The following is a 22,642-nucleotide window of genomic DNA, read 5'->3' on the forward strand; positions in this document are numbered from 1 at the left end:
GCCATAATCTTTCGCGACCGCAAAAAAGTTGGGGGTATCCCGTGTTGCAGAGCAACAAGAGACAGCGAGGAATAACAACTTTCGGGTGATTTCAAATAGTTGAGGCGTGCGGCCTCACGGTGCAGCGCACGGTTGCGCTGTCGGATTGCGCAAGGCCCTGCCGCAGGGTACCGCATTCCCTCGGCCGAAAATTTTCTACGCCGATGGTCGGCGCGGCGACGGCCGAGGGAAATCTGCGCGGAAATACGGACAGGAACGCCGGTCAGCGTCCCATGGCGTTGGCTTCCGCAGACGCACGCTGCATGTTCGCCGACATGTCGTTGGCGACCGTGCTCTGCTCCTCGACGGCAGCGGCCGTGGAGGCGACGTATTCCTGGACCTCGTCCATGGCCGAGCGGATCGAGGCGAGCGATCCGACCACCTCGGCCGAGACATGCTGCATCCGGCCGATATTCTCGGCGATCCTGTCGGTGGCGTTCTTCGCCTGGTTCGCCAGGGTCTTCACCTCGTTGGCGACCACCGCGAAGCCCTTACCCGCCTCGCCGGCCCGGGCGGACTCGATCGTCGCGTTCAGCGCCAGAAGGCTGATCTGGCCGGTGATCGTGTTGATCGCCTCGACGATGCCGCCCATGGCCGTGGTGGCCTGTTCCAGCTCGGTGGTGTGATCCCCCGCGGCGACAACCAGGTCGAAGGCGCCGGCGGTCGTGTCCTTCGACTTGATCATGCTCGCCGCGATCTCCTTGACCGAGGCGTTCAGTTCTTCCGCACCGGCGGCGACCGTTTCCATGAGCTGCTGCACATGTTCGGCGCGCTTGCGGGCCAGCACCTGCGGCGTCACGTCCGCGGCGAACTTCACCACCTTGAACGGCCGGCCGTTCATGTCGCGGATCGGATTGTAGGAGGCCTGGATCCAGACCTCGCGCCCGCCCTTGCCGATGCGCTTGTACTCGCCGGCGAGGAATTCCCCGCGCCGCAGCGTGTCCCAGAACGCCGCGTAGTCCGGGCTGGCCTGATAGGCCTGGTCGACGAACAGGCGGTGGTGCTTGCCTTGGATCTCCGGCAGCGTGTAGCCCATTGTATTCAGGAAGTTCGCGTTGGCGGTGCGCACGACGCCGTTCAGGTCGAATTCGATGACGGCCTGGGAGGCGTGGATGGCGTCGATCTGACCGCTCGCATCCGCCGCCTTGAGCTTCTGTTCGGTCACGTCGGTGGCGAATTTCACCACCTTGAACGGCTTGCCGTCCAGATCGCGGATCGGGTTGTAGGACCCCTGGATCCAGACTTCCCGGCCGCCCTTGCCGATCCGCTTGTACTCCGCCCGTTGGGGCTCGCCCGCCGCCAGGGACTTCCAGAACGCCCGGTAGTCGGCGCCGCCGGCGGTCTCCGGCTCCACGAAGATGCTGTGCGGCTTGCCGCGGATCTCGTCCAGGGAGTAGCCCATGGTGTCGAGGAAGTTCTGGTTCGCGGTGACGATCGTGCCGTCGAGCTCGAACTCGATCACCGCCATGGTCTTGCCGATGGCATCGACCTGGCCGGCGAAGTTGGAGTCCCGCAGGACCCGCTCGGTCACGTCGGTCGCGATCTTGATCACGCCGGTCAGCGCGCCGGTACGGTTCTTCACGGGCACATAGCTCGCCCGCAGCCAGATGTCGGAGCCGTCGCGCTTCATCCGGCGGAACACCCGAGCCTGGGTCTGACCGGCGCGCAACGCCTTCCAGAACCCCCGGTACTCCTCCGACTCGCGCTCGCGCACAGGCACGAACATGCTGTGGTTCTTGCCGACGATCTCCGCCAGGGAGTACCCCATCGCCGTCAGGAAGTTTTCGTTGGCGCTCTTGATGGTGCCGTCGAGATCGAACTCGATGAGGGCCTGCGAATGGTTGATCGCCTCCGCAACCTCAGGCTTGTTCTCGTTGTCCGACCGCCGCATGAAAAGAAACATCATACTTCCCCGTAACCAGGCACCGTGGCCCTTGCGCTGCATCCGGATGAAATGCTCCGCGAACGGGGGAAACTTACGGCAGATCCAATAACAAACGATTAAATCCCAGGCGAGAAGCCCCAAGTGGTTTACGGGTTTAAACCGTCGATCCCGACCAGCCGGCAGGCGGGGCTACATCAGCCCGCCATGGCGCCGGATGAAGGCGACGATTTCGGGCACGCCGGTGCCGTCCTTCAGGTTGGTGAACAGGAACGGCCGGTCGCCGCGCATCCGCTTCGCATCCACCTCCATCACCGACAGGTCGGCACCGACCAGCGGGGCGAGATCGATCTTGTTGATGATCAGCAGGTCGGATCGGGTAATGCCGGGACCGCCCTTGCGCGGGATCTTCTCGCCGGCGGCCACGTCGATGACGTAGATCGTGATGTCGGCCAGCTCGGGGCTGAAGGTGGCGGCCAGGTTGTCGCCGCCGCTCTCGATGAAGCAGATCTGGGCCGAGGGGAACAGGCCGGCCATGCGTTCGACCGCGGCGAGGTTGATGGAGGCGTCCTCGCGGATGGCGGTGTGCGGGCAGCCGCCCGTCTCCACCCCCATGATCCGCTCCTCCTCCAGCGCCTGGGCGCGGACCAGGATGCGGCGGTCCTCGTCGGTGTAGATGTCGTTGGTCACGACGACCAGGTCGTTCACGTCGCGCATCGCCTTGCACAGCGCTTCCACGAGCGCGGTCTTGCCGGAGCCGACCGGCCCGCCGATGCCGACGCGGAAGGGACCGTGGGGGGACATATCGAACGCCGTGCTCATGACCGGAACAACCTCGTGTGCTGGGTTTCGTGTCGCATGGAACACCAGTCGACCATCGGGACGGAAGACCAGAGCGCGTCGGGGTCGGCGGCTTCCGCCTGCGACGCGGTGGAGAGAATAACCGGTTCCAGCGTCGCCGTGACCCGCTGACCGTCGGTCTGGCCGATCATCGACAGGCGGATCGCGGCGGAGACCGTGTTGGCCGCCACCCCGTGCAGGAAGAAGCGCAGGGTGGAGGGTAGGTCGATGCCATGAGCGGCGGCGCAGATCCCGACTGCCACCGGCAGGGCGAGCTCGAGCCTGTCGCGGGCGAAGACCGCCGCCAGCGCATCCAGCCGGGGCTGCGGCCAGGCGGCCCGGACCGTGCGCAGGAAGGCGCCGCCCTGGACCACCGTCTCCTGGGCCAGCTCCGCGGTGCCCTTCAGGGCGGCGGCCAGCTCCGCCGTTTCCAGCAGCGCCGCCTCGTCGTCGAGCTGGCGATAGGCGCGGGCGAGCAGGATCGCGTCCTGGCGCGGGGCGCCGTGTTCCAGCAGACGGGCGGCCCAGGCGTTCAGGCTCGCCGCGTCGGTGACCAGACCCGCCTCCACCGCCCATTCCAGCCCGTGGCTGTAGGCGAAGGCCCCGATCGGAAAGGACGGCGAGGTCCAGGCCGCCAGTTTCAGCAGGCCGTCAGTGTCCATGGGTATGGTGGTGGTGATGCCCGGGGCCGTGACTGTGGTCATGCCCGTGATCGTGGCTGTGACCGTGGTCATGCCCATGGTCGTGCCCATGGTCGTGCCCATGGTCGTGATCGTGGTGATGGTGGCCGCCGGGGCTGGCGGGATCGCCATAGGCGCCGCCCTCGGGCTGGAACGGCTGGGTGACGCGGGCGATGTCGGCGCCGAGCCCCTTCAGCATGTCCTCGATCACATGGTCGGGGCGAATCAGGATCGCGTCGGCATGGATCTCCGCCGGCAGGTGGCGATTGCCCAGGTGCCAGGCCAGCCGGAGCAGGGCGTGGGGCGAGCTCGCCCGCACCTCCACCAACTCTTCGGGTGCGGCCTCCACCTTGAGCCAGCCGCCGTCGTCGAGCTTCAGCCCGTCGCCGCCGGCCATGGCCACCGGCTTGGCCAGGTCGAGCAGGACCTCCTCGCCGGCATCGGTGGTCAGCATCATCCGGCGCCGGAACCGTGCGTCGAAATCGAGGGTGACGGCGGCCTTCGCCTCCTCGGCGGGCCAGTGCCCGGCCCGGGCATGTTCGGTGGCGCGGGTCATGTTCTTCTTTTCCTTCCCCAGTCTCTCTTACTCACTCCCCGTCCCGGATTTAATCCGGGATCATTCCGGGGCCCACCCGTCAGCGGGCCGGATCGCCAGAGATCAAAAGCCCGCCTCTCGCGCCACCCCTCACGTGGGCCCCGGCACAAGGCCGGGGAGTGGCCGAGATTAAACATTCTTCAGGTCTCTACCATTCATCGTCATCTCGGCGACCACCGGGCGTGACCCGGGGGTCGGCCGGGACCCAGCGCATCCGTCCGCATCACGGTCCCGGCCCGCCCCCGGATTGGATCCGGGGTCGTCCGGGATGACGGGCGTGGATGAATCGATGGGCGCTCCCCCTCAGAACAGGAAATACCGCTGCGCCATCGACACCACCTGGGCCGGCTCGCAGGTGAGCAGGCGGCCGTCGGCGGTGACCTCGTAGGTCTCCGGATCCACCGTGATCTTCGGCAGGTAGTCGTTCATCCGCATCGACTGCTTGGAGATCCCGCCGCGGGTGTTGGCCACCGCCACCGTCTGCTTGGCGAGGCCGTACTGGTGCCGGATGTCGCGCTCCAGCCCCGCCTGGCTGATGAAGGTGACCGAGCCCGCCGTCCGCGCCCCGCCCAAAGCGCCGAACATCGGCCGCGAATGCACCGGCTGCGGCGTCGGAATGGAAGCGTTCGGGTCGCCCATCTGCGCACTGGCGATCAGGCCGCCGACCAGGACCATGTCCGGCTTCACGCCGAAGAAGGCCGGGCTCCACAGGACCAGATCGGCCCGCTTGCCGACCTCGATGGAGCCGACCTCATGGGACACGCCCTGGGCGATCGCCGGGTTGATGGTGTACTTGGCGACATAGCGCCGGGCGCGCAGGTTGTCGTTGTCGCCCGTCTCGCCGTCGAGCCGGCCGAACTGCTTCTTCATCTTGTCGGCAGTCTGCCAGGTGCGGATCACCACCTCGCCGACCCGGCCCATGGCCTGGCTGTCCGACGCCATGATCGAGAAGGCGCCGAGGTCGTGCAGGATGTCCTCCGCCGCGATGGTCTCCTTGCGAATGCGGCTCTCGGCGAAGGCCACGTCCTCGGGGATGCGCGGGTCGAGGTGGTGGCAGACCATGAGCATGTCGAGATGCTCGTCCACCGTGTTGACCGTGAACGGCCGGGTCGGGTTGGTCGAGGACGGCAGCACGTTCGCCTCGCCGCAGACCTTGATGATGTCCGGCGCGTGGCCGCCGCCGGCGCCTTCCGTGTGGAAGGCGTGGATGGTGCGGCCCTTGAAGGCGGCGACCGAATGTTCCACGAAGCCGGACTCGTTCAGGGTGTCGGTATGGATCATCACCTGGATGTCCATGGCGTCGGCCACCGACAGGCAGCAGTCGATCGCCGCCGGGGTGGTGCCCCAGTCCTCGTGCAGCTTCAGACCGCAGGCACCGGCGCGGATCTGCTCCTCCAGCGCCTGGGGCAGGGCGGCGTTGCCCTTGCCGAAGAAGCCCAGATTGATCGGCAGCGCGTCGGCCGCCTGCATCATCCGCATGATGTTCCACGGACCCGGCGTGCAGGTCGTGGCGTTGGTGCCGGTGGCGGGGCCGGTGCCGCCGCCCATCATGGTGGTCACGCCCGACGACAGCGCCTCATCGACCTGCTGCGGGCAGATGAAGTGGATGTGCACGTCGAGCCCGCCGGCGGTGAGGATCTTGCCCTCGCCGGCGATGGCCTCGGTGCCGGGGCCGATGACGATGTCGACGCCGGTCTGCACGTCGGGGTTCCCGGCCTTGCCGATGGCGACGATGCGGCCGTCGCGCACGCCGATATCTGCTTTGAAGATGCCGGTGACGTCGAGAACCGTGGCGTTGGTGATGACCAGGTCGACGGCGCCCTGCGCCCTTGTCGCCTGGGACTGGCCCATGCCGTCGCGGATCACCTTGCCGCCGCCGAATTTCACCTCGTCGCCATAGGTGGTGTAGTCCTTCTCCACCTCGATGATGATGTCGGTATCGGCCAGCCGGAACTTGTCGCCCTTCGTCGGGCCGAACATGCCGGCATAGGCCGCCCGCGGCATCATGCGCGGCGGCACGTTGCCCTGGCCCTTCTGGGTTTCCGGCAGGGCCCCCATGACCTTGCCGTTGAAGCCGAAGACGCTGCGCGCCCCGCCGAACGGCACCAGCGTGACCTCGCGGGTCTGGCCGGGCTCGAAGCGCACCGCCGTACCGGCCGGGATGTCGAGGCGGCGGCCCATCGCGGCGTCGCGGTCGAACTCCAGGCCCGGATTGGTCTCGGCGAAATGGTAGTGGGAGCCGACCTGCACCGGCCGGTCGCCGGTATTGGCGACGGTGACCGTCAGCCGGTCGGCGCCGGCATTGAGTTCGATCTCGCCCTCGGCGGGGATGAGTTCACCCGGGATCATGGCCTCTCTCCTCGCTCAGCGGATGGGGTCGTGGACGGTGACGAGCTTTGTGCCGTCGGGGAAGGTGGCCTCGACCTGCACCTCGTGCAGCATGTCGGCGATGCCCTCCATCACCTGATCCTTGGAGACGACCTCCGCCCCCGCCGCCATCAGGTCGGCGACCGAGCGGCCGTCGCGCGCGCCTTCGACCACGAAATCGGTGATCAGGGCGATCGCCTCGGGATAGTTGAGCTTCACGCCGCGCTCCAGGCGCCGGCGCGCGACCATCGCCGCCATGGCGATCAGCAGCTTGTCCTTCTCGCGTGGACTGAGTTGCATAAGACCCTCCCGCTCCTCTGCACCGCATAGGTTGCCGCCGGTTCGCCTCGGCGTCGATCCTTTTTCGCACCTGCGAAAACGGCGCTATACCGACCAGATCACCGGCATCCGCGCCGGCCGGTTCAGCCAGGCGGACCGCGTGGCGCTCCAGATCGCGGCCAGCGCAGTGCGCGCGGCGGCCGGATCCCCAGCCAGGATCCGCACCGCCACGCAGTCGCCCGACAACGCGCTGGCGCCGATCCGCAGGCCGTCGACCGGGGCCTGGGCGCGGGCGATCTCGACCGCCTGCCCCGCCCCCTCGCCGACCAGCAGCAGCATGGCCAGCGCCTTCGCCCCGTCGAGACCGGCCGCCGCCGCCATGGTCCCGGCGATATCGCCGTCGAGCCCGAAATCGTCGGCCCAGACCAGCCTGCCGTCGCGGCGCAGGCGGATCCGGTCCTTCAGGCTGCCGCTGGCGAACACCTCGCCGCGGGCGATGCGGCCGAGCACGACGGTCTCGGCATAGGCGAAGCGGCCGCCGGCGGCGACGTCGATCTCGGTGGAGCGCAGAAGCCGGGAGCCGTCGAACAGAATGGTCCCGGAGGACAGCATCTCCAGCACCGCGCCGGGGCCGACCCGATAGCTGTTGGTCAGCACCGCCTCGGCCCCGTCGCTGCGGTAGACCTTCTCGGCGGCCTGGGTGGTGGCGAGCAGCGCCTCGTCGGCGCCGACATCGAGGGACACGCTCAGCCGGTCGCCGCCGACCACCCCGCCGGCCACATTGGCGACGACGAAGGTCCGGGGCTCGCCGCCCTCCCCATAGGGGCGGAACAGGCGCATCGGCGGGGTGTAGTAGCTGCGCAGCACCCGGCCCGACCCGACCGACACCTCCAGGGCGCCGGCATAGCGCTGCAGCGCCTCCTTGCGGGCGGTCACGGGCATGACCGCTCAGGCCGGCGGCGTCTTGGGCTTGCGGCTGAAACGCATGCCGGGGGCCGACAGGACCTCGGACTCGCCGCACCAGGCATAGGCCAGCAGCACCGGCTCGCGATCGGCCGTGGTGATGGTGTGCATGTGCTGCGGCAGGTTGAGGACGATCGAGCCCGGGGCATAGACGCCGTTGTCATTCTCGCTCCAGTGACCCGAGAGCGAGAGATAGCTCTCCGTGATGCCGTGATGGCTGTGGGCAGGATAGGTCGTGCGCGGCGCGAAGAGAACCAGACCGAGGGTCAGGGTCGGCGAGATGATCGGTCCCTTCGGTCCCATGATGTCCGCATAGGCATAGCGCTCCATGAGGTAGCGCGGCATCCGCTCGTAGCCGTATTCCCAGGCGAGCTGCTCCTGCACATTGCCGATCGCCCGCACCATGGAGCGCATGGAGCCGTCCAGCCCGTTGTCCAGCGCGCGGCGCAGGTGGGCGGTCACCGGCTTGGCGGCGGGATCGGGGAAGCGGACCGAGGTCTTGCCGGCCAGGATCTTGGCCAGACGGTCGCGCACCTGCTTCATGTGGGAGCGGACCTTCAGGCTCCCCCCGGCCGATCCGCGGCGGTAGGCGTAGTCGAACTCGCGGGCGAGATAGACCCAGTCGTGCAGGCTGGAGAGCGGGCTGTGCCGCTCCTCCGTCCAGGCCTCGCCGTCGGAGACCGGCATGGTCATGGGCGCCCCTCCGGTCCGACAGCCCGGCGATGCACGCTAGGCCGCCAGCGGCTTGCCGTCCTCGACACTCGGTCCGAGGCCGGCGACGGTCGTGCGGTGCATGACGCGGGGATACTTGCTCTCGTCCCAGGGCCGGCCGCGGTGCAGGACCGCCCGGTTGTCCCACATGACCAGATCCCCGTCCTGCCACCGGTGGGTATAGCAATGCTCCGGCCGGGTCACGAGGTCGGTCAGGCGGCGCAGCAGGGCGCGGCCCTGCTCCACCGGCATTCCCTCGATATGGCTCGCATGGGCACCGGCATAGACCGCGTGGCGCCCGTTGACCGGATTGGTGCGGACCAGCTTCTGGCGCACCGCCGGGAGCTCCTTGCGGTCCTTCTCCGTCAGCAGGGACTTGTCGATCAGCCCGCGGCTGTAGAGGAAGTCGTGCACCGCGATCAGCGGCTCGTATTCCGCCTGTTCCTTCGACGTCAGCGCGTCCCAGGCGGCGCGGCCGGACGCGAATTCCGTCTCGCCGCCCTCGGGCGGGACGACCCGGCCGGACAGCATGGAGGCCTTGGCCGGCACCGGCTTGTAGGAGCTGTCGGTGTGCCACATCTGGTTGCCCGAGTTGAAGATCATCCGCTTGTCCTTCGGCGGGATCAGGTTCCCCTCGGCATCCACGTTGGAGAAGATGGCGATGGCCGTCCCCTCGCCGCCGGGATTGGAGGAGATCGTGCTCTCCAGATCGCCGAAGCGGCGCGAGAAGGCGGCCTGCTTGGCGTCGTCGATGCCGTGCTGGCCGCGGATGACCAGGACGGAGTGATCCTCGAACGCCCGCTCGATGGCGGCGAAATCGGCCTCGCTGAGGTTTCCGATGTCGATGCCGGTGACCTCCACGCCGAGGACCGGCGTGAGCGGGGTGATCGACAGAGCCATGGGGGCCTCCTCTGACGGGCGTCGCGGTAACCCGGGAATGGTCACTGCCCGGTCGGCAACGGTCAAGAGCCGCCGTATTCCACGGGCTTGCCGAAACGAAAAGCGCCGCCCCGAGGAGACGGGGCGGCGCCGAATGTCAGGTCTGCGCGGGACGACTTATTTGTAGCCGACCTCGTCGTAGAGCTTCTGCGCCAGCGGCTGGTTCTCGCCGAGCTTGGCCAGGTTCATGGTGTCCTGGCGGAACAGGCCGAGCCGGGCGACCGACGCGCTGAGCTCGACGCCCGGAACCGCCGGGTATTCGTCGTTACCGGCCGAGAAATACGCCTGGGCGCTGTCGGAGGCGAGGTACTCCAGGAACTTGACGGCGTTCTCCTTGTTCGGCGCGGTGGCGACCACGCCGGCGCCGGAGATGTTCACATGGGCGCCGGTGGTGCTCTGGTTCGGGAAGATCCAGCCGATCTTCGCGATCTCGGTCTCGCCCAGTCCCTTCACCTCGCTGCGCAGGGCGCGGGCGAAGTAGTAGGTATTGGCCAGCGCCACGCCGCACTCGCCGGAGACGATGGCGCGCAGCTGGTCGGTGTCGCCGCCCTGGGGATCGCGGGCGCGGTTCTCGTAGACGCCGGCGGCCCAGTCCTTGGCCCCCTGCTCGCCCTTGTGCTCGATCTGCGCGGCCATCAGCGACAGCATGTAGACGTTCGAGCTGGAGCGCGTGCAGACCATGCCCTTCAGCGCCGGGTCGGCCAGATCGTCATAGGTCTGGATCTGCAGCGGCGAGACCCGGTCCTTGTCGTAGAAGATGATCCGGGCGCGCTGGGAGAAGCCGTACCAGAGGCCGTCCGGATGCCGCAGATGGGACGGAATCCGCGCTTCCAGATACTCGGTGCTGACCGGCTGGAAGATGCCCATCTGCTCGGCCCGCCAGATCCGGCCGGCATCGACGGTCAGCAGCACGTCGGCGGGGCTGTTGCGCCCTTCGCTCTTGATGCGCTGGATCAGCTCGTCGGCATTGCCCTCGATCCGGTTGATCTTGATGCCGGTCTTTTCCTCGAACTCCGAATAGAGGCGCTCGTCGGTGTCGTAGTGGCGCGAGGAATAGAGGTTGAGCTCGCCGGCCGCCGATGCCGGGGCCACGAAGCTGCCGGCCGCCGCCAGGGCGATCGCCGCACTGGTCGCGATCCGCGCCAGCACCCCGGTCAGGCCCTTCGGTCCGCCGCGCCGGATTCCTCCCAAACGATTCATAATTGCTCTCCTGCAGATGGCTGCGTCTTCCCGGACGCCTGTCACTGTGAGCCGAGTCAGATGCCGCACACGGCGCCACGAAGGGGGAGCACTAATGAGAATGAATTGCACTGTCAATAAAGGTCGCCCGGTTGGCCACCGACTTCACGAAACCGTGAGATCGGCCCGGACGCCCAGACCCCGGGGACGGTTCGCGCGTCAGTTGATGCCGATGGCCGCGCAGAAAGTGACCCAGAGACCCGACAGCCGATAGGTGTCCGCGACCATCGGCAGGACCGCCAGGGCGGCGGTCAGCATGACGGCGAAGGCAAGATAGAACACCGTCGTCATGCGGCGGCCGCTCTCGTCGATGTCCCGGTCGTGTCGTTCGGTCATTGTCCGTCTCCTGGCGACACTATATGGCGTCGGTCTGGAGCATCGCCAGTCCGCGTCGATCCCTCCGAGCGAAAGCCGCGCCATGACCTTCAACCCGATCTCGGCACGCCTGTCCCTGTTCTACGCCGCCTATTTCGCGGTGGTCGGGATCATGCTGCCCTACTGGCCGGCCTGGCTGGAGAGCCGCGGCCTGTCGCCGGTGGCGATCGGCACCGTGCTCGCGGTCGGCTTCTGGGTGAAGCTGGCCGCCCATCCGGTGCTCGCGACGGTGGCGGACGCCACGGGTGCGCTCAAGCGGACCACCGTCCTGCTCGCCCTCGCCGGCTGCGCGGTCTACGGCGCCTTCTGGTTTGCCGAGCCGTTCTGGAGCTACCTGGTCCTCGCCGTCCTGCTGGGCTTCACCGTCCAGAGCATCATGCCGCTGGGCGAGGCGCTGGCCCTGAGCGAAGTCAAGCTGCGCGGCCTCGCCTACGGCCCGATCCGGATCTGGGGATCGGTCTCCTTCATCGTCGCCGCCTTCGCCGTGGGCGCTGCCACCGAGCGGTTCGGCGATCCGGTCATCCTGCCGCTGCTCCTGGGCACGATGGTGGTGCTGGTGGCGAGCTGCCTGTGGCTGCCGGCGCACGGGGGACAGGCCCGCAAGCCCTGGTCCTGGACGGCCGCGGCCCGGCTGGTCTCCAACCGCCGCTATCTGGTGTTCATCGGCGCCGCCGGCTGCGCCCAGGCGAGCCATGCGGTGTTCTACGGCTTCGGCACGATCTCCTGGCGCGCGGTCGGGTTCGGCGAGAGCGCCATCGGCGTGCTGTGGTCGCTGGGCGTGGTGGCCGAGATCGTCGTCTTCGCCCTGGCCGCCCGGCTCGGCCGCTTCGCCTCGGCCCCGGCTCTGCTGGCGATCGCCGGGATCGGCGCCTTAATCCGCTGGCCGCTGACCGCCGTCACCCACGATCTCTACGCGGTCGGAGCGTTGCAGCTTCTGCACGGGCTGACCTTCGGCGCCGCCCATCTGGGGGCAATGCGCTACCTGCAGGACAACGCGCCCGAGGGGCTCGAGGCCACGGCCCAGGCCTTCTACTACGCCCTGGTGTCCGGCGTGGTGATGGGCATGGCCATGCCGGCGGCGGGTTTCTTCTACGAATCCTACGGTCAGCTCGCCTATCTGGCGATGGGCGTGCTCGGGATGATCGGCCTGGGGCTGTCGCTACTGCTGGCGGGTCTGATGAAAAATCCACACCAAATGTAGAGAATTATTGGACCACCGCCGGGACCATCCATGATAGTCCGGATCCCCTTACGACTCGCATCATGCTAGGGGGAATTCGATCCGATGCCTTTGCCGTACTCACACCTCGCCGGTCTCGCGCTTGCGGGCCTCGCCCTGTCCGCCTGCGCCACCATCACCAAAGGCGCCGACCAGACGGTGACCATTCAGACCGATCCCGCCGGCGCGGTGTGCCGCATGGAGCGCGAGGGGATGACCATCGCCGTCGTGAACCCGACGCCGGGAACCGTCCAGATCGACAAGTCGAAGAATGCGGTCGTGGTGAAATGCTCCGCCGACGGACATCAGGACACCTTCGCGACCCTCGCCTCCGAGTTCCAGGACATGACGGTGGGCAACGTGGTGTTCGGCGGCCTGATCGGCCTGGCCATCGACGCGAGCTCCGGGGCGATGAACCAGTACCCGTCCGAGATCACCCTGCTGCTGGTGCCGGAGTCCTTCCCGACGGAGCAGAAGAAGGACACATTCTTCCAGAGCGCCATCGACCGGGCCCAGGCGCGCACCGACGCCGCCGTCGCCCAGATCAAGGCCGCGTGCAAGGACGACGATGGCTGCAAGCGCGAGGTCAGCGTGGCGGAGACCGCGGGCGCGACCGAGATCAGCCAGCTCAAGAGCCAGTGGGCGACCGCCAAGGTCGATAGCTGATCCGATGACCGGGTGTGCGGCGGGTCAGGACTCCCCGCCGCGCACCGCCTTCATCAGCGGTGCCGCGCCGATGGCGGCCAGCACCGACAGGCCTGTCAGCCCGAACGCCTTGAAGGTGACCCACCCGTCGGTGGACAGGGTGCGCCACGCGACTTCGTTGGCGGCGGCCATGATGCAGAAGGCGCAGATCCAGTAGATCGTCAGATTGCGCCAGGCGGTCTCATCCAGCTCCAGCACGCCGGCCAGGATGGTGCGCAGGAAGTACTTGCGGAACAGCAGCCCGATGCCGAGGCCGGCGGCGATCAGCAGGGTCGCCACGGTCGGCTTGATCTTCAGGAAGAAGGAATCGTCGAACACCAGGGCGAGGCCGCCGAAGATCGACACCAGCACCGCGCCGATCACCGGCATCCAGGGAATCCGGCGCTCGGCATAGACCGTGTAGGCGGTGGCGACGACCGTGGCCGCCACCAGCACCGCCGTCGCCGGCATGATCCCCCAGATGTAATTGGCCACGAAGAACAGGATCAGGGGGCCGTACTCGGTCAGGGCCCGGGTCCGGGTCATCGCGGTCTCCTTCGGGTGGGGTCAGGCAGCGTGTCTGGACTCGCCGGCGGGAACGATCGACGCCGCCTCGCGCAGCACGGCACCGGTGGCATCGTCGCCATACATGGTCTCGGAGAGCCGGCGGCGCCACCCCCGGGCACCCGGAAGTCCCTGAAACAGGCCGAGCATGTGCCGGCCGATGGATTTCAGCGGCGTGCCGGCCTCCGCCCGCATCCGGTCGGCATACTCGGCCATGGCGTCCACCACGGCGTGCCGGTCCAGGGGTTGCGGCGCCTCGCCATAGACCCGGGCGTCGACCTCCGACAGCATCCACGGCGTCTGATAGGCCGCGCGGCCGACCATCATGCCGTCCAGCCCGGCACTCTCGGCCAGGGCGACGTCCAGGTCGCCGAGTCCGCCGTTGAGGTGGATCTCCAACTCCGGACGGGCCGCCTTCAGCCGCCGCACCCGGTCGTAATCGAGCGGCGGGACGTCGCGGTTCTCCTTGGGCGACAGGCCCTGGAGCCAGGCCTTGCGGGCATGGACGATGATCGTGGTGCAGCCGGCATCCACCACCCGGTCGACCAGCGCGTCGAGGGCCGTCTCCGGATCCTGGTCGTCGACGCCGATGCGGCATTTTACGGTGACCGGAATCGACACGGCGGCGCGCATGGCCGCGACCACCCGGCCCACGGTCTCCGGCTCGCGCATCAGGCAGGCGCCGAACCGGCCGGACTGCACCCGGTCGGAGGGACAGCCGACATTGATGTTCACCTCGGCATAGCCCCAGTCCTCGGCGATCCTCGCCGCCTCGGCCATCGCCTCGGGCTCCGAGCCGCCGAGTTGCAGGGCCAGCGGGTGCTCCTGGGCCGAGTAGCCGAGCAGCCGCGACCGGTCGCCGAAACGCACCGCATCGGCGGTCACCATCTCGGTGTACAGCACCGCGCGGCGTGTCAGCAGACGGTGGAACACCCGGCAATGCCGGTCGGTCCAGTCCATCATCGGCGCCACGGTGAAGCGGCGGTCCAAAGGTGCGATCGGGTGCGTCATGGCGCGGGGTTTTACACGAAATCGGGTATCGACGTCAGCCCCGCTGGGTCGCCCCCCACCTCCACACTCACTCCCCGGATTTATTCCGGGGTAAGCGCCGGGCGCGACGTGACCGGAGATTACTTCCGAAGGATGAAGCCACCGATGGGTTCACCCCGGAATAAATCCGGGGAGTGAGGAAGGGGGGAGAAGCTACCTTCGCTCCCGCATCGTCTTGATCGCCTCGCGGGCCAGCTCGTCGCAGCGTTCGTTCTCCGGGTGGCCGGCATGGCCCTTGACCCAGTGCCAGTCGACATCGTGGCGCTGGGTCGCCGCGTCGAGCCGCTCCCACAGGTCGCGGTTCTTCACCGGCTTCTTGTCGGCGGTCTTCCAGCCCCGGGCCTTCCAGGACTTCATCCACTTGGTGATGCCGTCGCGCACATAGGTGCTGTCGGTGGTCAGGTCGACCTGCATCCGCCGGGTCAGCGCCTCCAGGGCGGAGATCGCCGCCATCAGCTCCATGCGGTTGTTGGTGGTCTCCGCCTCGCCGCCGGAGAGCTCCTTCACGTTGCCGCGCCAGCGCAGCAGCGCGCCCCAGCCCCCCGGCCCCGGATTACCGCTGCACGCCCCGTCGGTGAAGACCTGGACCTTCTCCCCCGCCTCCTCGCCGCTCATGTGAGGCCGTAGGCGGCGGGACCGGACACGCCCTGATGGAAGCGCAGTTTCTGGTGGTACTCCATCGGATCCTTGGGTTTCACCAGCGCCCCTTCGGGATGGTTGAGCCAGTCGTACAGGCGGGTCAGCAGGAAGCGGATCGCCGAGCCGCGGGCCAGGATCGGCAGCGCCTCGCGTTCGGCAGCGCTCAGCGGCCGCACGCTCTCGTAACCCATCACCAGGTTCCGGGCCTTGGTCACGTTGAAGCTGCCGTCGGTCTCGAAGCACCAGGCGTTCAGGCAGATCGCCAGGTCGTAGGCCAGGATGTCGGTGCAGGCGAAATAGAAGTCGATGAAGCCGGACAGCTTGTCGCCCAGGAAGAACACGTTGTCGGGGAACAGGTCGGCATGGATGGTGCCGACCGGCAGGTCGCGCGGCCAGTGCGCCTCCAGATGATGCAGCTCCATGTTCAGCTGGTTATGCATCGCGTGATAGATCTCGCGCTTCGGCAGCTCGCAGCTGTCGAACAGCGGACGCCAGCCGGCGACCGAGAGATTGTTCTCGCGCTTGCGCTCGTAATCCAGGCCGGCGACATGCATCTCGGCCATGCCGACACCCAGCTCGCGGCAGCAGGACGGGCGGATACGGCGCCGCCAGACCCCGTTGACGAAGGTGACGATGGCGGCCGGACGGCCGTTCAGCTCGCGCAGGGTGGCGCCGTCGCGGCCCGGCACCGGGCTCGGCACGTTCAGCCCCTTCTTCGCCAGATGGCGCATCAGCTCGATGAAGAACGGCAGATCGTCCTTGTTCACCCGCTTCTCGTAGAGGGTGAGGATGAAGGTATCCTTGGTGGTGCGGACCAGGAAGTTGGAGTTCTCGACCCCCTCGGCGATGCCGGAGAAGGAGACCAGCTCGCCCAGGTCGTACTCACCCAGGAAGGCTTCCAACTCCCCGTCGGAGATCTGCGTGTAGACCGCCATGTCCCTTGGATCCTTGCGTCAGGCAGGCGCGACGGCGCGGGGCAGCTTGAAGCGGACGTCCTCGCGGGCGACCTCCACTTCCTCCACGGTCACGGTAAAACGCTCGCGGCAGGCCGCGATGACCTGCTCGACCAGCAGCTCCGGCGCCGAGGCCCCGGCGGTCACGCCAAGACGGCGCACCCCGGCGAGCCAGTCCATGTCCAGCTCCGCCGCCTTCTGAATCAGCCGGGAATCGTCGCAGCCGCAGACCTTACCGACTTCGACCAGCCGCTTGGAGTTGGACGAGTTCGGCGCGCCGATCACCACCATCGCGTCGACCTGGGGGGCGATGGCCTTCACCGCCTCCTGGCGGTTGGTGGTGGCGTAGCAGATGTCTTCCTTCTTCGGCGCGGCGATCTCCGGGAAGCGGCGGCGCAGCGCTTCCACGATCCGGGCCGTGTCGTCCACCGACAGGGTCGTCTGGGTAACGAAGGCAAGGCCCTGCACGCCCGGCGGCGGGGTGAAGGTCTCGGCCTGGGTCTCGTCCTCGACCAGGCTGATCGCCCCGTCGGGAAGCTGGCCCATGGTACCGATCACCTCCGGGTGGCCGGCATGGCCGATCAGGATGATGTGGCTGCCCATGCGGTGGTGCCGCTCGGCCTCCAGATGCACCTTGCTCACCAGCGGGCAGGTCGCGTCGACAAAGATCATCTCGCGCCGCTCGGCCTCGGCCGGCACCGATTTCGGCACGCCGTGGGCGCTGAACACCACCGGGCGGTCGAGCGGACATTCGTCCAGCTCCTCCACGAAGACCGCCCCCTGGGCTTCCAGGCTCTCCACCACATGGCGGTTGTGCACGATCTCGTGGCGCACGTAGACGGGGGCGCCCCATTTCTGCAGCGCCTGCTCGACGATCTGGATGGCCCGGTCGACGCCCGCGCAGAACCCGCGCGGGGCCGCGAGCACGATGGTCAGAGGCTGTTTCTGGTGCGCTGTCATCACGCCCCGTTTTCCGACGAATGCGGGGCCGCCGTCAATGACCGCCGCATCCGTCCGTCCCGCGCCGGGTCAATTGCACGCGGCGGGGGGGCGGGCTATCGTCGGCCGACAGGCTTTTCCCGGCCGGACGCGATGCCGCGGCCAGCCGCCCTGCGACGGAACCGATAACGGACTCTGATGCGTTCACATCTTCTTCTGGCGGCTGCCGCCACGCTCGCCCTTTCCGCCTGCGCCAGCGAAAAGCCGGTGGAGCGCACCTGCCCGCCGGCGGCCGCCGTGGCCGGGACCGAGCGGATGACCAGCTTCCGTCCGGGCGGCGGTCAGGACCTCACGGAAGTGGCCTTCACCGCCAAGGTCGATTCGGTCGAGTCGGTCTGCCGGTACGGTGACGAGGGCGTCGAGGTCGCGATGAACGTCCTGCTGAGCGCCGAGCGCGGTCCCGCCGACACGGCGCGCGAGGCCACGCTCCAGTATTTCGTCGCGATCGAGAACGGCTCGGCCAACTTCATCGCCAAGGAAATCTACGACGTCACGCTGCCGTTCGAGGGCAACCGGCGGCGGATCGGCATCGTGGAGGAGGTCGACATCACGATTCCCACCCCGGCCGACAATGACTTCTCCGGGGTCCGGATCCTGGTGGGCCTGCAGATCACCCCCGAACAGGTCGAGTACAACAGGCGGACCAAGGGCCCCTGAGCCGGCCTGCCGACCGGGTTCGCGGCTTCTGCCGCCCCGGTTACGACCGGCGACGGCGCCGCGCCCGGCGGCCCTCGCGGATCGGACGATCCGGCGCGGACGGCCAAGAAGCGGTTGCAGATTCCGTTTCTTCGGCTACTCTCTGCGCCGTCATAACCCACGACCCTCGGGGGAGAGAGCGGCGGATCCGGCCGTATCTTGAACTTCCCCGGATCGCGGCGCCGCCGAAGGAGCAACCGCCCCCGGAAACTCTCAGGCGCCCGTACCCCGAGGTGAGGTGACTCTGGAGAGCGGGCGAGCGATCGCCCCACCGACGAGGAAAGCCGCAGCCCATCGCGGTCAATCTTTCAGGTCTCGGGACAGAGAGGGGGCGTGCACCGGAACCCCGGTCGCATGCACCCTTTGTCACGGAGTCTCGATGACCGATGCCACGCTGAAGACCACCCCGCTCAATGCGCTCCACCGCGAGCTCGGCGCCAAGATGGTGCCCTTCGCCGGCTACGAGATGCCGGTGCAGTACCCGATGGGCGTGCTCGGCGAGCACAAGCACACGCGGGCCAAGGCCGGGCTGTTCGACGTCTCCCATATGGGTCAGGTGCGGATCGACGGCGAGAATGCAGCGACGGTCATGGAGACCCTGGTGCCGGGCGACATCGGCGGGCTGGCCGCCGGGCGCATGCGCTACACCCAGTTCACCAATGCCGAGGGCGGCATCCTGGACGACCTCATGGTCACCCATGCGGGCGACCACCTGTTCGTCGTCGTCAACGCCGCCTGCAAGGACCAGGACATCGCGCTGATGAAGGACGCGTTCGGCGACCGGCTGAGCGTGCTGGAGGACCGGGCGCTGCTGGCGCTGCAGGGACCGGCGGCGGTCGACGTGCTGGCCGAACTGGCTCCCGAAGCGGCCGAGCTGACCTTCATGACCGGGGCGGCGATAGACGTGGCCGGCTTCCCCTGCTTCGTCACCCGCTCGGGCTATACCGGCGAGGACGGCTACGAGATTTCCGTCCCGGCCGACGGAGCCGAGGCCCTGGCGCGCAAACTGCTGGACCATGCGGATGTCGAGCCGATCGGTCTCGGCGCGCGGGATTCCCTGCGCCTGGAGGCCGGGCTCTGCCTCTACGGCCATGACATCGACACCACCACCTCCCCGGTGGAGGCGGCCCTGCTCTGGTCGATCGGCAAGCGCCGGCGCGAGGAGGGCGGTTTTCCGGGTGCCGCGCGCATCCAACAGGAAATCGCCGAGGGCACCACGCGCAAGCGGGTCGGCCTGAAACCGGAAGGCCGCGCCCCGGCCCGCGAGGGCGTCGAGATCGTGGATGCCGACGGCACGCCCATCGGCAAGGTCACCAGCGGCGGCTTCGGCCCCAGCGTCGAGGGCCCCGTCGCCATGGGCTACGTAGAGAGCGCCCACGCGGCGGTCGGCACCGCCGTCTCGCTCATGGTGCGCGGCAAGCCCCTGCCGGCGACGATCGTCAAACTGCCTTTCGTTACTCCTGGATATAAACGCTAAAACAATCGCTTAGGAGCGGGACTATGGTTGTTAAGTACACCGAAGACCACGAGTGGATCTCCGTCGACGGCGGTGTCGGCACCGTCGGCATCACCGGCCACGCCCAGGAACAGCTCGGCGACATCGTGTTCGTCGAACTGCCCGACGTCGGCAAGACCGTCGCCAAGGGCGACGAGGCCGGCGTGGTGGAATCCGTGAAGGCCGCCAGCGAGATCTACGCCCCCGTGGCGGGCGAGATCGTCGAGGTCAACGAGGCCCTTGCCGACGCGCCGGGCACCGCCAATTCCGACCCGACCGGTGCCGGCTGGTTCTTCAAGGTGAAGCTCAGCGATCCGTCCGAGCTGGACGGTTTGATGGACGAAGCCGCCTACAACGACCTGATCGGCTGAGCCGAGACACCCGAGCGCGTGCCCGCCTGGAGAACCCTATGACCGACACCCGTATGACCGTCGAGCAGCTGCACGATCAGGCCGCCTTCATCGGCCGGCATATCGGACCGAGCCCGGACGAGAGTGCCGCCATGCTGGCCGCGCTGGGCTATGACAGCCTGGACGCCCTGAGCGACGCCGCCCTGCCCCGGTCGATCCACCTGGACCAGCCGCTCGCCCTGGACGCCCCCAAGGGCGAGGCCGAGACCCTGGCCGAACTGGCGGAGATCGCCTCCCAGAACAAGGTCGCGACCTCGCTGATCGGCATGGGCTACTACGACACGGTCACGCCGGCGGTCATCAAGCGCAACGTGCTCGAGAACCCGTCCTGGTACACCGCCTACACGCCGTACCAGGCCGAGATCAGCCAGGGCCGGCTCGAGGCCCTGCTGAACTTCCAGACCATGGTCGCCGACCTGACCGGCATGGACATCGCCAACGCCTCCCTGCTCGACGAGGGCACGGCGGCGGCCGAGGCCATGGCGCTGGGCCGCAAGCTGGCCAAGAACAAGGGCGCGGTCTTCTTCGTCTCCAAGCGGGTGCATCCGCAGACCATCGACGTGCTGCGCACCCGGGCCGAGCCGATCGGTATCGAGATCGAGGTCGGTGACGAATTCGCCGGCCTTCCCGCCGAGGCGTTCGGCTACCTGCTGCAGTACCCGGCGACCCGCGGCTCGGTGAACGACTACCGCGACATCGTCGAGCGGGCCCATGGCAACGACGCCATCGTCGTGGTCGCAGCCGACCTGCTGGCGCTGACCCTGCTCACCCCGCCGGGCGACTGGGGTGCGGACATCGTGATCGGCACCACCCAGCGCTTCGGCGTACCCATGGGGTTCGGCGGCCCGCACGCCGCCTATTTCGCCACCCGCGACACCCATAAGCGCAACATGCCGGGCCGCATCGTCGGCGTGTCGGTCGACGCCGCCGGCCGCCCGGCCTACCGCCTCGCCCTGCAGACCCGCGAGCAGCATATCCGCCGCGAGAAGGCGACCTCCAATATCTGCACCGCCCAGGTGCTGCTGGCGGTCATCGCCTCCATGTATGCGGTCTATCACGGACCGGAGGGGCTGACCCGCATCGCCACCCGCGTGAACCGTCTGGCCGCCATCCTGGCCGAGGGTCTGCGCCGGCTCGGCTACAAGCTGGACAGCGACGACTTCTTCGACACGATCACCGTGAACGCCCCCGACCATGCCGCCACCATCTGGGAAGCGGCCCGGGTCGAGGGCCTGAACCTGCGGTTCCTGGAGGGTGCCGTCGGCATCAGCCTGGACGAGACCTCGAACCGGCAGACAGTGGAGCGGATCTGGTCCTGCTTCTGGCAGGGCTCCAAGGCCGAGTTCACCTTCGAGGAGATCGAGGCGGCGTTCAGCGACACCGTCGGCGACACGATCCCGCAGGACCTGCGGCGGACGTCGGCATTCCTGACCCATCCGGTGTTCCACGAGAACCGGTCGGAGACCGAGATGCTGCGCTACCTGCGCCGGCTGTCGGACAAGGACATTGCGCTCGACCGCTCGATGATCCCGCTCGGCTCCTGCACCATGAAGCTGAACGCCACCACCGAGATGATCCCGGTCACCTGGCCGGAATTCGCCAACATCCACCCCTTCGCGCCGTCCGACCAGACCCAGGGCTATCTGCGGCTGATCGGCGAGCTGGAGCGGATGCTGGCTTCGGCCACCGGCTATGCCGCGGTCTCCGTGCAGCCGAATTCCGGCGCCCAGGGCGAGTATGCCGGCCTGTTGGTGATCCGTGCCTATCACCGGGCGCGCGGCGAGGCCCATCGCGACATCTGCCTGATCCCGTCCTCGGCCCACGGCACCAACCCGGCCTCGGCCGCGATGGCGGGGATGAAGGTGGTCGTGGTCGCCTGCGACGACAAAGGCAATGTCGACGTGGACGACCTCAAGGCCAAGGCGGAGGCCCATGCCGACAATCTGGCCGCGCTGATGATCACCTACCCGTCGACCCACGGCGTGTTCGAGGTGAAGGTCCGCGAGATCTGCCAGATCGTCCATGACAACGGCGGTCAGGTGTATACCGACGGCGCCAACCTGAACGCCCTGGTCGGGCTGTGCAGCCCGTGCGAGTTCGGCTCCGACGTGAGCCACATGAACCTGCACAAGACCTTCTGCATCCCCCATGGCGGCGGCGGGCCCGGCGTCGGTCCGATCGGCGTCGCCCAGCATCTGGTCCCGTTCCTGCCGGGCCACGAGGAACTGGACAGCGGCGAGAACGCCATCGGCGCGGTCTCGGCCGCTCCTTATGGCAGTGCGGGCATCCTGGCGATCAGCTGGGCCTATATCCGCATGATGGGGGCCGAGGGCCTGAAGAAGGCGACCCAGTCGGCGATCCTCAACGCCAACTACCTGGCCAAGCGGCTGTCCGACCACTACCCGGTGCTCTATGCCGGGCCGGACGGGCTGGTGGCGCACGAGTGCATCATCGACCTGCGGCCGATCAAGGATGCCTGCGGCGTCAGCGTCGACGACGTGGCCAAGCGGCTGATGGATTACGGCTTCCATGCCCCGACCATGAGCTTCCCGGTGGCCGGCACCCTGATGATCGAGCCGACCGAGAGCGAGAGCAAGGCGGAGATCGACCGGTTCTGCGACGCCATGATCGCCATCCGCGAGGAGATCCGGGCGGTCGAGAACGGCGATGTGGAGGTCGAGGCCTCGGCCCTGCGCAACGCGCCGCATACCAGCGACGACCTGCTGGCGGACGCCTGGGACCGGCCGTATTCGCGCCGTCAGGCGGCCTTCCCGCTGCCGGGCATGGAGGCCTCCAAATACTGGCCGCCGGTCTCGCGGATCGACAACGTGTACGGCGACCGCCACGTCATCTGCACCTGCCCGCCGATCGAGGCCTATCAGGACGCGGCGGAGTAATCCGCCGCCTCGCCCTTCTACCCCCAACCGACTTCCTGGACGCCTCCGGCTCTATGCCGGGGGTGATCCAGGACCCTGTGATCGACGCCCGGCGCACGGTCCTGGATCGGTCCCCGGATCACCCCGG

Annotated in this window: 22 protein-coding genes, 1 pseudogene and 2 riboswitches; of the genes and pseudogenes, 6 read left to right on the forward strand and 17 right to left on the reverse strand. The window is 68.1% G+C overall.

The window, feature by feature from the left end:
• Nucleotides 1-262 precede the first annotated feature (262 nt).
• The 12 genes and pseudogenes from T8K17_RS01425 to T8K17_RS01475 all read right to left on the reverse strand — a co-directional run bounded on the left by T8K17_RS01425 (nucleotide 263) and on the right by T8K17_RS01475 (nucleotide 10,870).
• Nucleotides 263-1,942, reverse strand: a complete 1,680-nt coding sequence (locus T8K17_RS01425; protein ID WP_322332755.1) for a PAS domain-containing methyl-accepting chemotaxis protein — start codon at nucleotides 1,940-1,942, stop codon at nucleotides 263-265.
• Between the two features lie 171 nt (nucleotides 1,943-2,113).
• Entirely contained in the window at nucleotides 2,114-2,743 is a 630-nt protein-coding gene (gene ureG, locus T8K17_RS01430; protein ID WP_322332756.1) for an urease accessory protein UreG, read from the reverse strand.
• A complete protein-coding gene (locus T8K17_RS01435; RefSeq protein WP_322332757.1) occupies nucleotides 2,740-3,465 on the reverse strand; it encodes an urease accessory protein UreF in 726 nt (241 codons plus the stop codon). Before T8K17_RS01435 ends, ureG begins: the two co-directional genes overlap by 4 nt.
• Nucleotides 3,413-3,997 (reverse strand): urease accessory protein UreE, encoded by a 585-nt coding sequence (locus T8K17_RS01440; protein ID WP_322332758.1) that lies wholly within the window; start codon nucleotides 3,995-3,997, stop codon nucleotides 3,413-3,415. The genes T8K17_RS01435 and T8K17_RS01440 overlap by 53 nt, the downstream gene beginning before the upstream one ends.
• A gap of 342 nt (nucleotides 3,998-4,339) precedes the next feature.
• Nucleotides 4,340-6,094, reverse strand: a complete 1,755-nt coding sequence (gene ureC, locus T8K17_RS01445; protein ID WP_416153189.1) for an urease subunit alpha — start codon at nucleotides 6,092-6,094, stop codon at nucleotides 4,340-4,342.
• Nucleotides 6,083-6,385 (reverse strand): annotated as a pseudogene (locus T8K17_RS26270) (urease subunit beta); the annotation flags it as partial. The pseudogene T8K17_RS26270 and the gene ureC, both read right to left, overlap by 12 nt.
• A 15-nt stretch (nucleotides 6,386-6,400) precedes the next feature.
• Entirely contained in the window at nucleotides 6,401-6,703 is a 303-nt protein-coding gene (locus T8K17_RS01450; protein WP_322332760.1) for an urease subunit gamma, read from the reverse strand.
• Between the two features lie 84 nt (nucleotides 6,704-6,787).
• Nucleotides 6,788-7,624, reverse strand: a complete 837-nt coding sequence (locus T8K17_RS01455) for an urease accessory protein UreD (protein WP_322332761.1) — start codon at nucleotides 7,622-7,624, stop codon at nucleotides 6,788-6,790.
• Nucleotides 7,625-7,630: 6 nt separating this feature from the next.
• Complete coding sequence (locus T8K17_RS01460; RefSeq protein WP_322332762.1) at nucleotides 7,631-8,338, reverse strand: dimethylsulfonioproprionate lyase family protein; 708 nt, start codon at nucleotides 8,336-8,338, stop codon at nucleotides 7,631-7,633.
• Between the two features lie 36 nt (nucleotides 8,339-8,374).
• Nucleotides 8,375-9,256 (reverse strand): TauD/TfdA family dioxygenase, encoded by an 882-nt coding sequence (locus T8K17_RS01465; RefSeq protein ID WP_322332763.1) that lies wholly within the window; start codon nucleotides 9,254-9,256, stop codon nucleotides 8,375-8,377.
• 156 nt (nucleotides 9,257-9,412) lie between these two features.
• Nucleotides 9,413-10,495, reverse strand: a complete 1,083-nt coding sequence (locus T8K17_RS01470; RefSeq protein WP_322332764.1) for a Fe(3+) ABC transporter substrate-binding protein — start codon at nucleotides 10,493-10,495, stop codon at nucleotides 9,413-9,415.
• A gap of 198 nt (nucleotides 10,496-10,693) precedes the next feature.
• Nucleotides 10,694-10,870: a hypothetical protein gene (locus tag T8K17_RS01475; RefSeq protein WP_322332765.1), complete on the reverse strand. Its 177-nt coding sequence runs from the start codon at nucleotides 10,868-10,870 to the stop codon at nucleotides 10,694-10,696.
• Between the two features lie 82 nt (nucleotides 10,871-10,952).
• Here T8K17_RS01475 and T8K17_RS01480 point away from each other — a divergent pair, with 82 nt between their 5' ends.
• The gene (locus T8K17_RS01480) at nucleotides 10,953-12,110 is read left to right on the forward strand and encodes an MFS transporter (protein WP_322332766.1); all 1,158 of its coding nucleotides are present in this window, start codon (nucleotides 10,953-10,955) and stop codon (nucleotides 12,108-12,110) included.
• A gap of 84 nt (nucleotides 12,111-12,194) precedes the next feature.
• Nucleotides 12,195-12,794 carry a hypothetical protein gene (locus T8K17_RS01485; RefSeq protein WP_322332767.1) on the forward strand — a complete coding sequence of 200 codons (600 nt, stop codon included), beginning with the start codon at nucleotides 12,195-12,197 and terminating at the stop codon, nucleotides 12,792-12,794.
• Between the two features lie 24 nt (nucleotides 12,795-12,818).
• Here T8K17_RS01485 and T8K17_RS01490 read toward each other — a convergent pair whose 3' ends face one another.
• From T8K17_RS01490 to ispH, 5 genes are all read right to left on the reverse strand, one after another.
• The gene (locus tag T8K17_RS01490) at nucleotides 12,819-13,358 is read right to left on the reverse strand and encodes an inner membrane-spanning protein YciB (protein ID WP_322332768.1); all 540 of its coding nucleotides are present in this window, start codon (nucleotides 13,356-13,358) and stop codon (nucleotides 12,819-12,821) included.
• Between the two features lie 21 nt (nucleotides 13,359-13,379).
• Nucleotides 13,380-14,387 carry a tRNA dihydrouridine(20/20a) synthase DusA gene (gene dusA, locus T8K17_RS01495; RefSeq protein ID WP_322332769.1) on the reverse strand — a complete coding sequence of 336 codons (1,008 nt, stop codon included), beginning with the start codon at nucleotides 14,385-14,387 and terminating at the stop codon, nucleotides 13,380-13,382.
• A 192-nt stretch (nucleotides 14,388-14,579) separates the two neighbouring features.
• The gene (rnhA, locus tag T8K17_RS01500) at nucleotides 14,580-15,041 is read right to left on the reverse strand and encodes a ribonuclease HI (protein ID WP_322332770.1); all 462 of its coding nucleotides are present in this window, start codon (nucleotides 15,039-15,041) and stop codon (nucleotides 14,580-14,582) included.
• Nucleotides 15,038-16,000 (reverse strand): homoserine kinase, encoded by a 963-nt coding sequence (locus T8K17_RS01505; RefSeq protein WP_322332771.1) that lies wholly within the window; start codon nucleotides 15,998-16,000, stop codon nucleotides 15,038-15,040. Before T8K17_RS01505 ends, rnhA begins: the two co-directional genes overlap by 4 nt.
• 18 nt (nucleotides 16,001-16,018) lie before the next feature.
• Nucleotides 16,019-16,978, reverse strand: coding sequence for a 4-hydroxy-3-methylbut-2-enyl diphosphate reductase (gene ispH, locus T8K17_RS01510; RefSeq protein ID WP_322332772.1), 960 nt, complete (start codon nucleotides 16,976-16,978; stop codon nucleotides 16,019-16,021).
• Nucleotides 16,979-17,155: 177 nt separating this feature from the next.
• Here ispH and T8K17_RS01515 point away from each other — a divergent pair, with 177 nt between their 5' ends.
• The 4 genes from T8K17_RS01515 (at nucleotide 17,156) to gcvP (ending at nucleotide 22,515) form a co-directional block, all read left to right on the forward strand.
• On the forward strand, nucleotides 17,156-17,674 hold the full coding sequence (locus T8K17_RS01515) for a hypothetical protein (protein WP_322332773.1): 519 nt from the start codon (nucleotides 17,156-17,158) through the stop codon (nucleotides 17,672-17,674).
• Between the two features lie 159 nt (nucleotides 17,675-17,833).
• Nucleotides 17,834-17,952, forward strand: a riboswitch (glycine riboswitch).
• A 3-nt stretch (nucleotides 17,953-17,955) separates the two neighbouring features.
• Nucleotides 17,956-18,039: riboswitch (glycine riboswitch) on the forward strand.
• 53 nt (nucleotides 18,040-18,092) lie between these two features.
• On the forward strand, nucleotides 18,093-19,190 hold the full coding sequence (gcvT, locus tag T8K17_RS01520; RefSeq protein WP_322332774.1) for a glycine cleavage system aminomethyltransferase GcvT: 1,098 nt from the start codon (nucleotides 18,093-18,095) through the stop codon (nucleotides 19,188-19,190).
• Between the two features lie 23 nt (nucleotides 19,191-19,213).
• On the forward strand, nucleotides 19,214-19,579 hold the full coding sequence (gcvH, locus tag T8K17_RS01525; RefSeq protein WP_322332775.1) for a glycine cleavage system protein GcvH: 366 nt from the start codon (nucleotides 19,214-19,216) through the stop codon (nucleotides 19,577-19,579).
• 38 nt (nucleotides 19,580-19,617) lie between these two features.
• Nucleotides 19,618-22,515 (forward strand): aminomethyl-transferring glycine dehydrogenase, encoded by a 2,898-nt coding sequence (gene gcvP / locus T8K17_RS01530; RefSeq protein ID WP_322332776.1) that lies wholly within the window; start codon nucleotides 19,618-19,620, stop codon nucleotides 22,513-22,515.
• The last annotated feature ends 127 nt before the right edge of the window (nucleotides 22,516-22,642 follow it).

Source organism: Thalassobaculum sp. OXR-137, from assembly GCF_034377285.1.
In the GTDB taxonomy this organism is placed as follows: Bacteria; Pseudomonadota; Alphaproteobacteria; order Thalassobaculales; family Thalassobaculaceae; genus Thalassobaculum.

What these genes read in the sequence shown, in the direction of transcription:
- T8K17_RS01465 (WP_322332763.1), bottom strand. Translation starts at nt 9,256, where the DNA reads ATGGCTCTGTCGATCACCCCGCTCACGCCGGTCCTCGGCGTGGAGGTC.
- T8K17_RS01425 (WP_322332755.1), bottom strand. Translation starts at nt 1,942, where the DNA reads ATGTTTCTTTTCATGCGGCGGTCGGACAACGAGAACAAGCCTGAGGTT.
- T8K17_RS01470 (WP_322332764.1), bottom strand. Translation starts at nt 10,495, where the DNA reads ATGAATCGTTTGGGAGGAATCCGGCGCGGCGGACCGAAGGGCCTGACC.
- T8K17_RS01435 (WP_322332757.1), bottom strand. Translation starts at nt 3,465, where the DNA reads ATGACCACAGTCACGGCCCCGGGCATCACCACCACCATACCCATGGAC.
- T8K17_RS01515 (WP_322332773.1), top strand. Translation starts at nt 17,156, where the DNA reads ATGCGTTCACATCTTCTTCTGGCGGCTGCCGCCACGCTCGCCCTTTCC.
- T8K17_RS01440 (WP_322332758.1), bottom strand. Translation starts at nt 3,997, where the DNA reads ATGACCCGCGCCACCGAACATGCCCGGGCCGGGCACTGGCCCGCCGAG.
- gcvT (WP_322332774.1), top strand. Translation starts at nt 18,093, where the DNA reads ATGACCGATGCCACGCTGAAGACCACCCCGCTCAATGCGCTCCACCGC.
- ispH (WP_322332772.1), bottom strand. Translation starts at nt 16,978, where the DNA reads ATGACAGCGCACCAGAAACAGCCTCTGACCATCGTGCTCGCGGCCCCG.
- rnhA (WP_322332770.1), bottom strand. Translation starts at nt 15,041, where the DNA reads ATGAGCGGCGAGGAGGCGGGGGAGAAGGTCCAGGTCTTCACCGACGGG.
- gcvH (WP_322332775.1), top strand. Translation starts at nt 19,214, where the DNA reads ATGGTTGTTAAGTACACCGAAGACCACGAGTGGATCTCCGTCGACGGC.
- gcvP (WP_322332776.1), top strand. Translation starts at nt 19,618, where the DNA reads ATGACCGACACCCGTATGACCGTCGAGCAGCTGCACGATCAGGCCGCC.
- ureG (WP_322332756.1), bottom strand. Translation starts at nt 2,743, where the DNA reads ATGAGCACGGCGTTCGATATGTCCCCCCACGGTCCCTTCCGCGTCGGC.
- T8K17_RS01485 (WP_322332767.1), top strand. Translation starts at nt 12,195, where the DNA reads ATGCCTTTGCCGTACTCACACCTCGCCGGTCTCGCGCTTGCGGGCCTC.
- dusA (WP_322332769.1), bottom strand. Translation starts at nt 14,387, where the DNA reads ATGACGCACCCGATCGCACCTTTGGACCGCCGCTTCACCGTGGCGCCG.
- T8K17_RS01460 (WP_322332762.1), bottom strand. Translation starts at nt 8,338, where the DNA reads ATGACCATGCCGGTCTCCGACGGCGAGGCCTGGACGGAGGAGCGGCAC.
- T8K17_RS01450 (WP_322332760.1), bottom strand. Translation starts at nt 6,703, where the DNA reads ATGCAACTCAGTCCACGCGAGAAGGACAAGCTGCTGATCGCCATGGCG.
- T8K17_RS01480 (WP_322332766.1), top strand. Translation starts at nt 10,953, where the DNA reads ATGACCTTCAACCCGATCTCGGCACGCCTGTCCCTGTTCTACGCCGCC.
- T8K17_RS01455 (WP_322332761.1), bottom strand. Translation starts at nt 7,624, where the DNA reads ATGCCCGTGACCGCCCGCAAGGAGGCGCTGCAGCGCTATGCCGGCGCC.
- ureC (WP_416153189.1), bottom strand. Translation starts at nt 6,094, where the DNA reads ATGGGGGCCCTGCCGGAAACCCAGAAGGGCCAGGGCAACGTGCCGCCG.
- T8K17_RS01490 (WP_322332768.1), bottom strand. Translation starts at nt 13,358, where the DNA reads ATGACCCGGACCCGGGCCCTGACCGAGTACGGCCCCCTGATCCTGTTC.
- T8K17_RS01475 (WP_322332765.1), bottom strand. Translation starts at nt 10,870, where the DNA reads ATGACCGAACGACACGACCGGGACATCGACGAGAGCGGCCGCCGCATG.
- T8K17_RS01505 (WP_322332771.1), bottom strand. Translation starts at nt 16,000, where the DNA reads ATGGCGGTCTACACGCAGATCTCCGACGGGGAGTTGGAAGCCTTCCTG.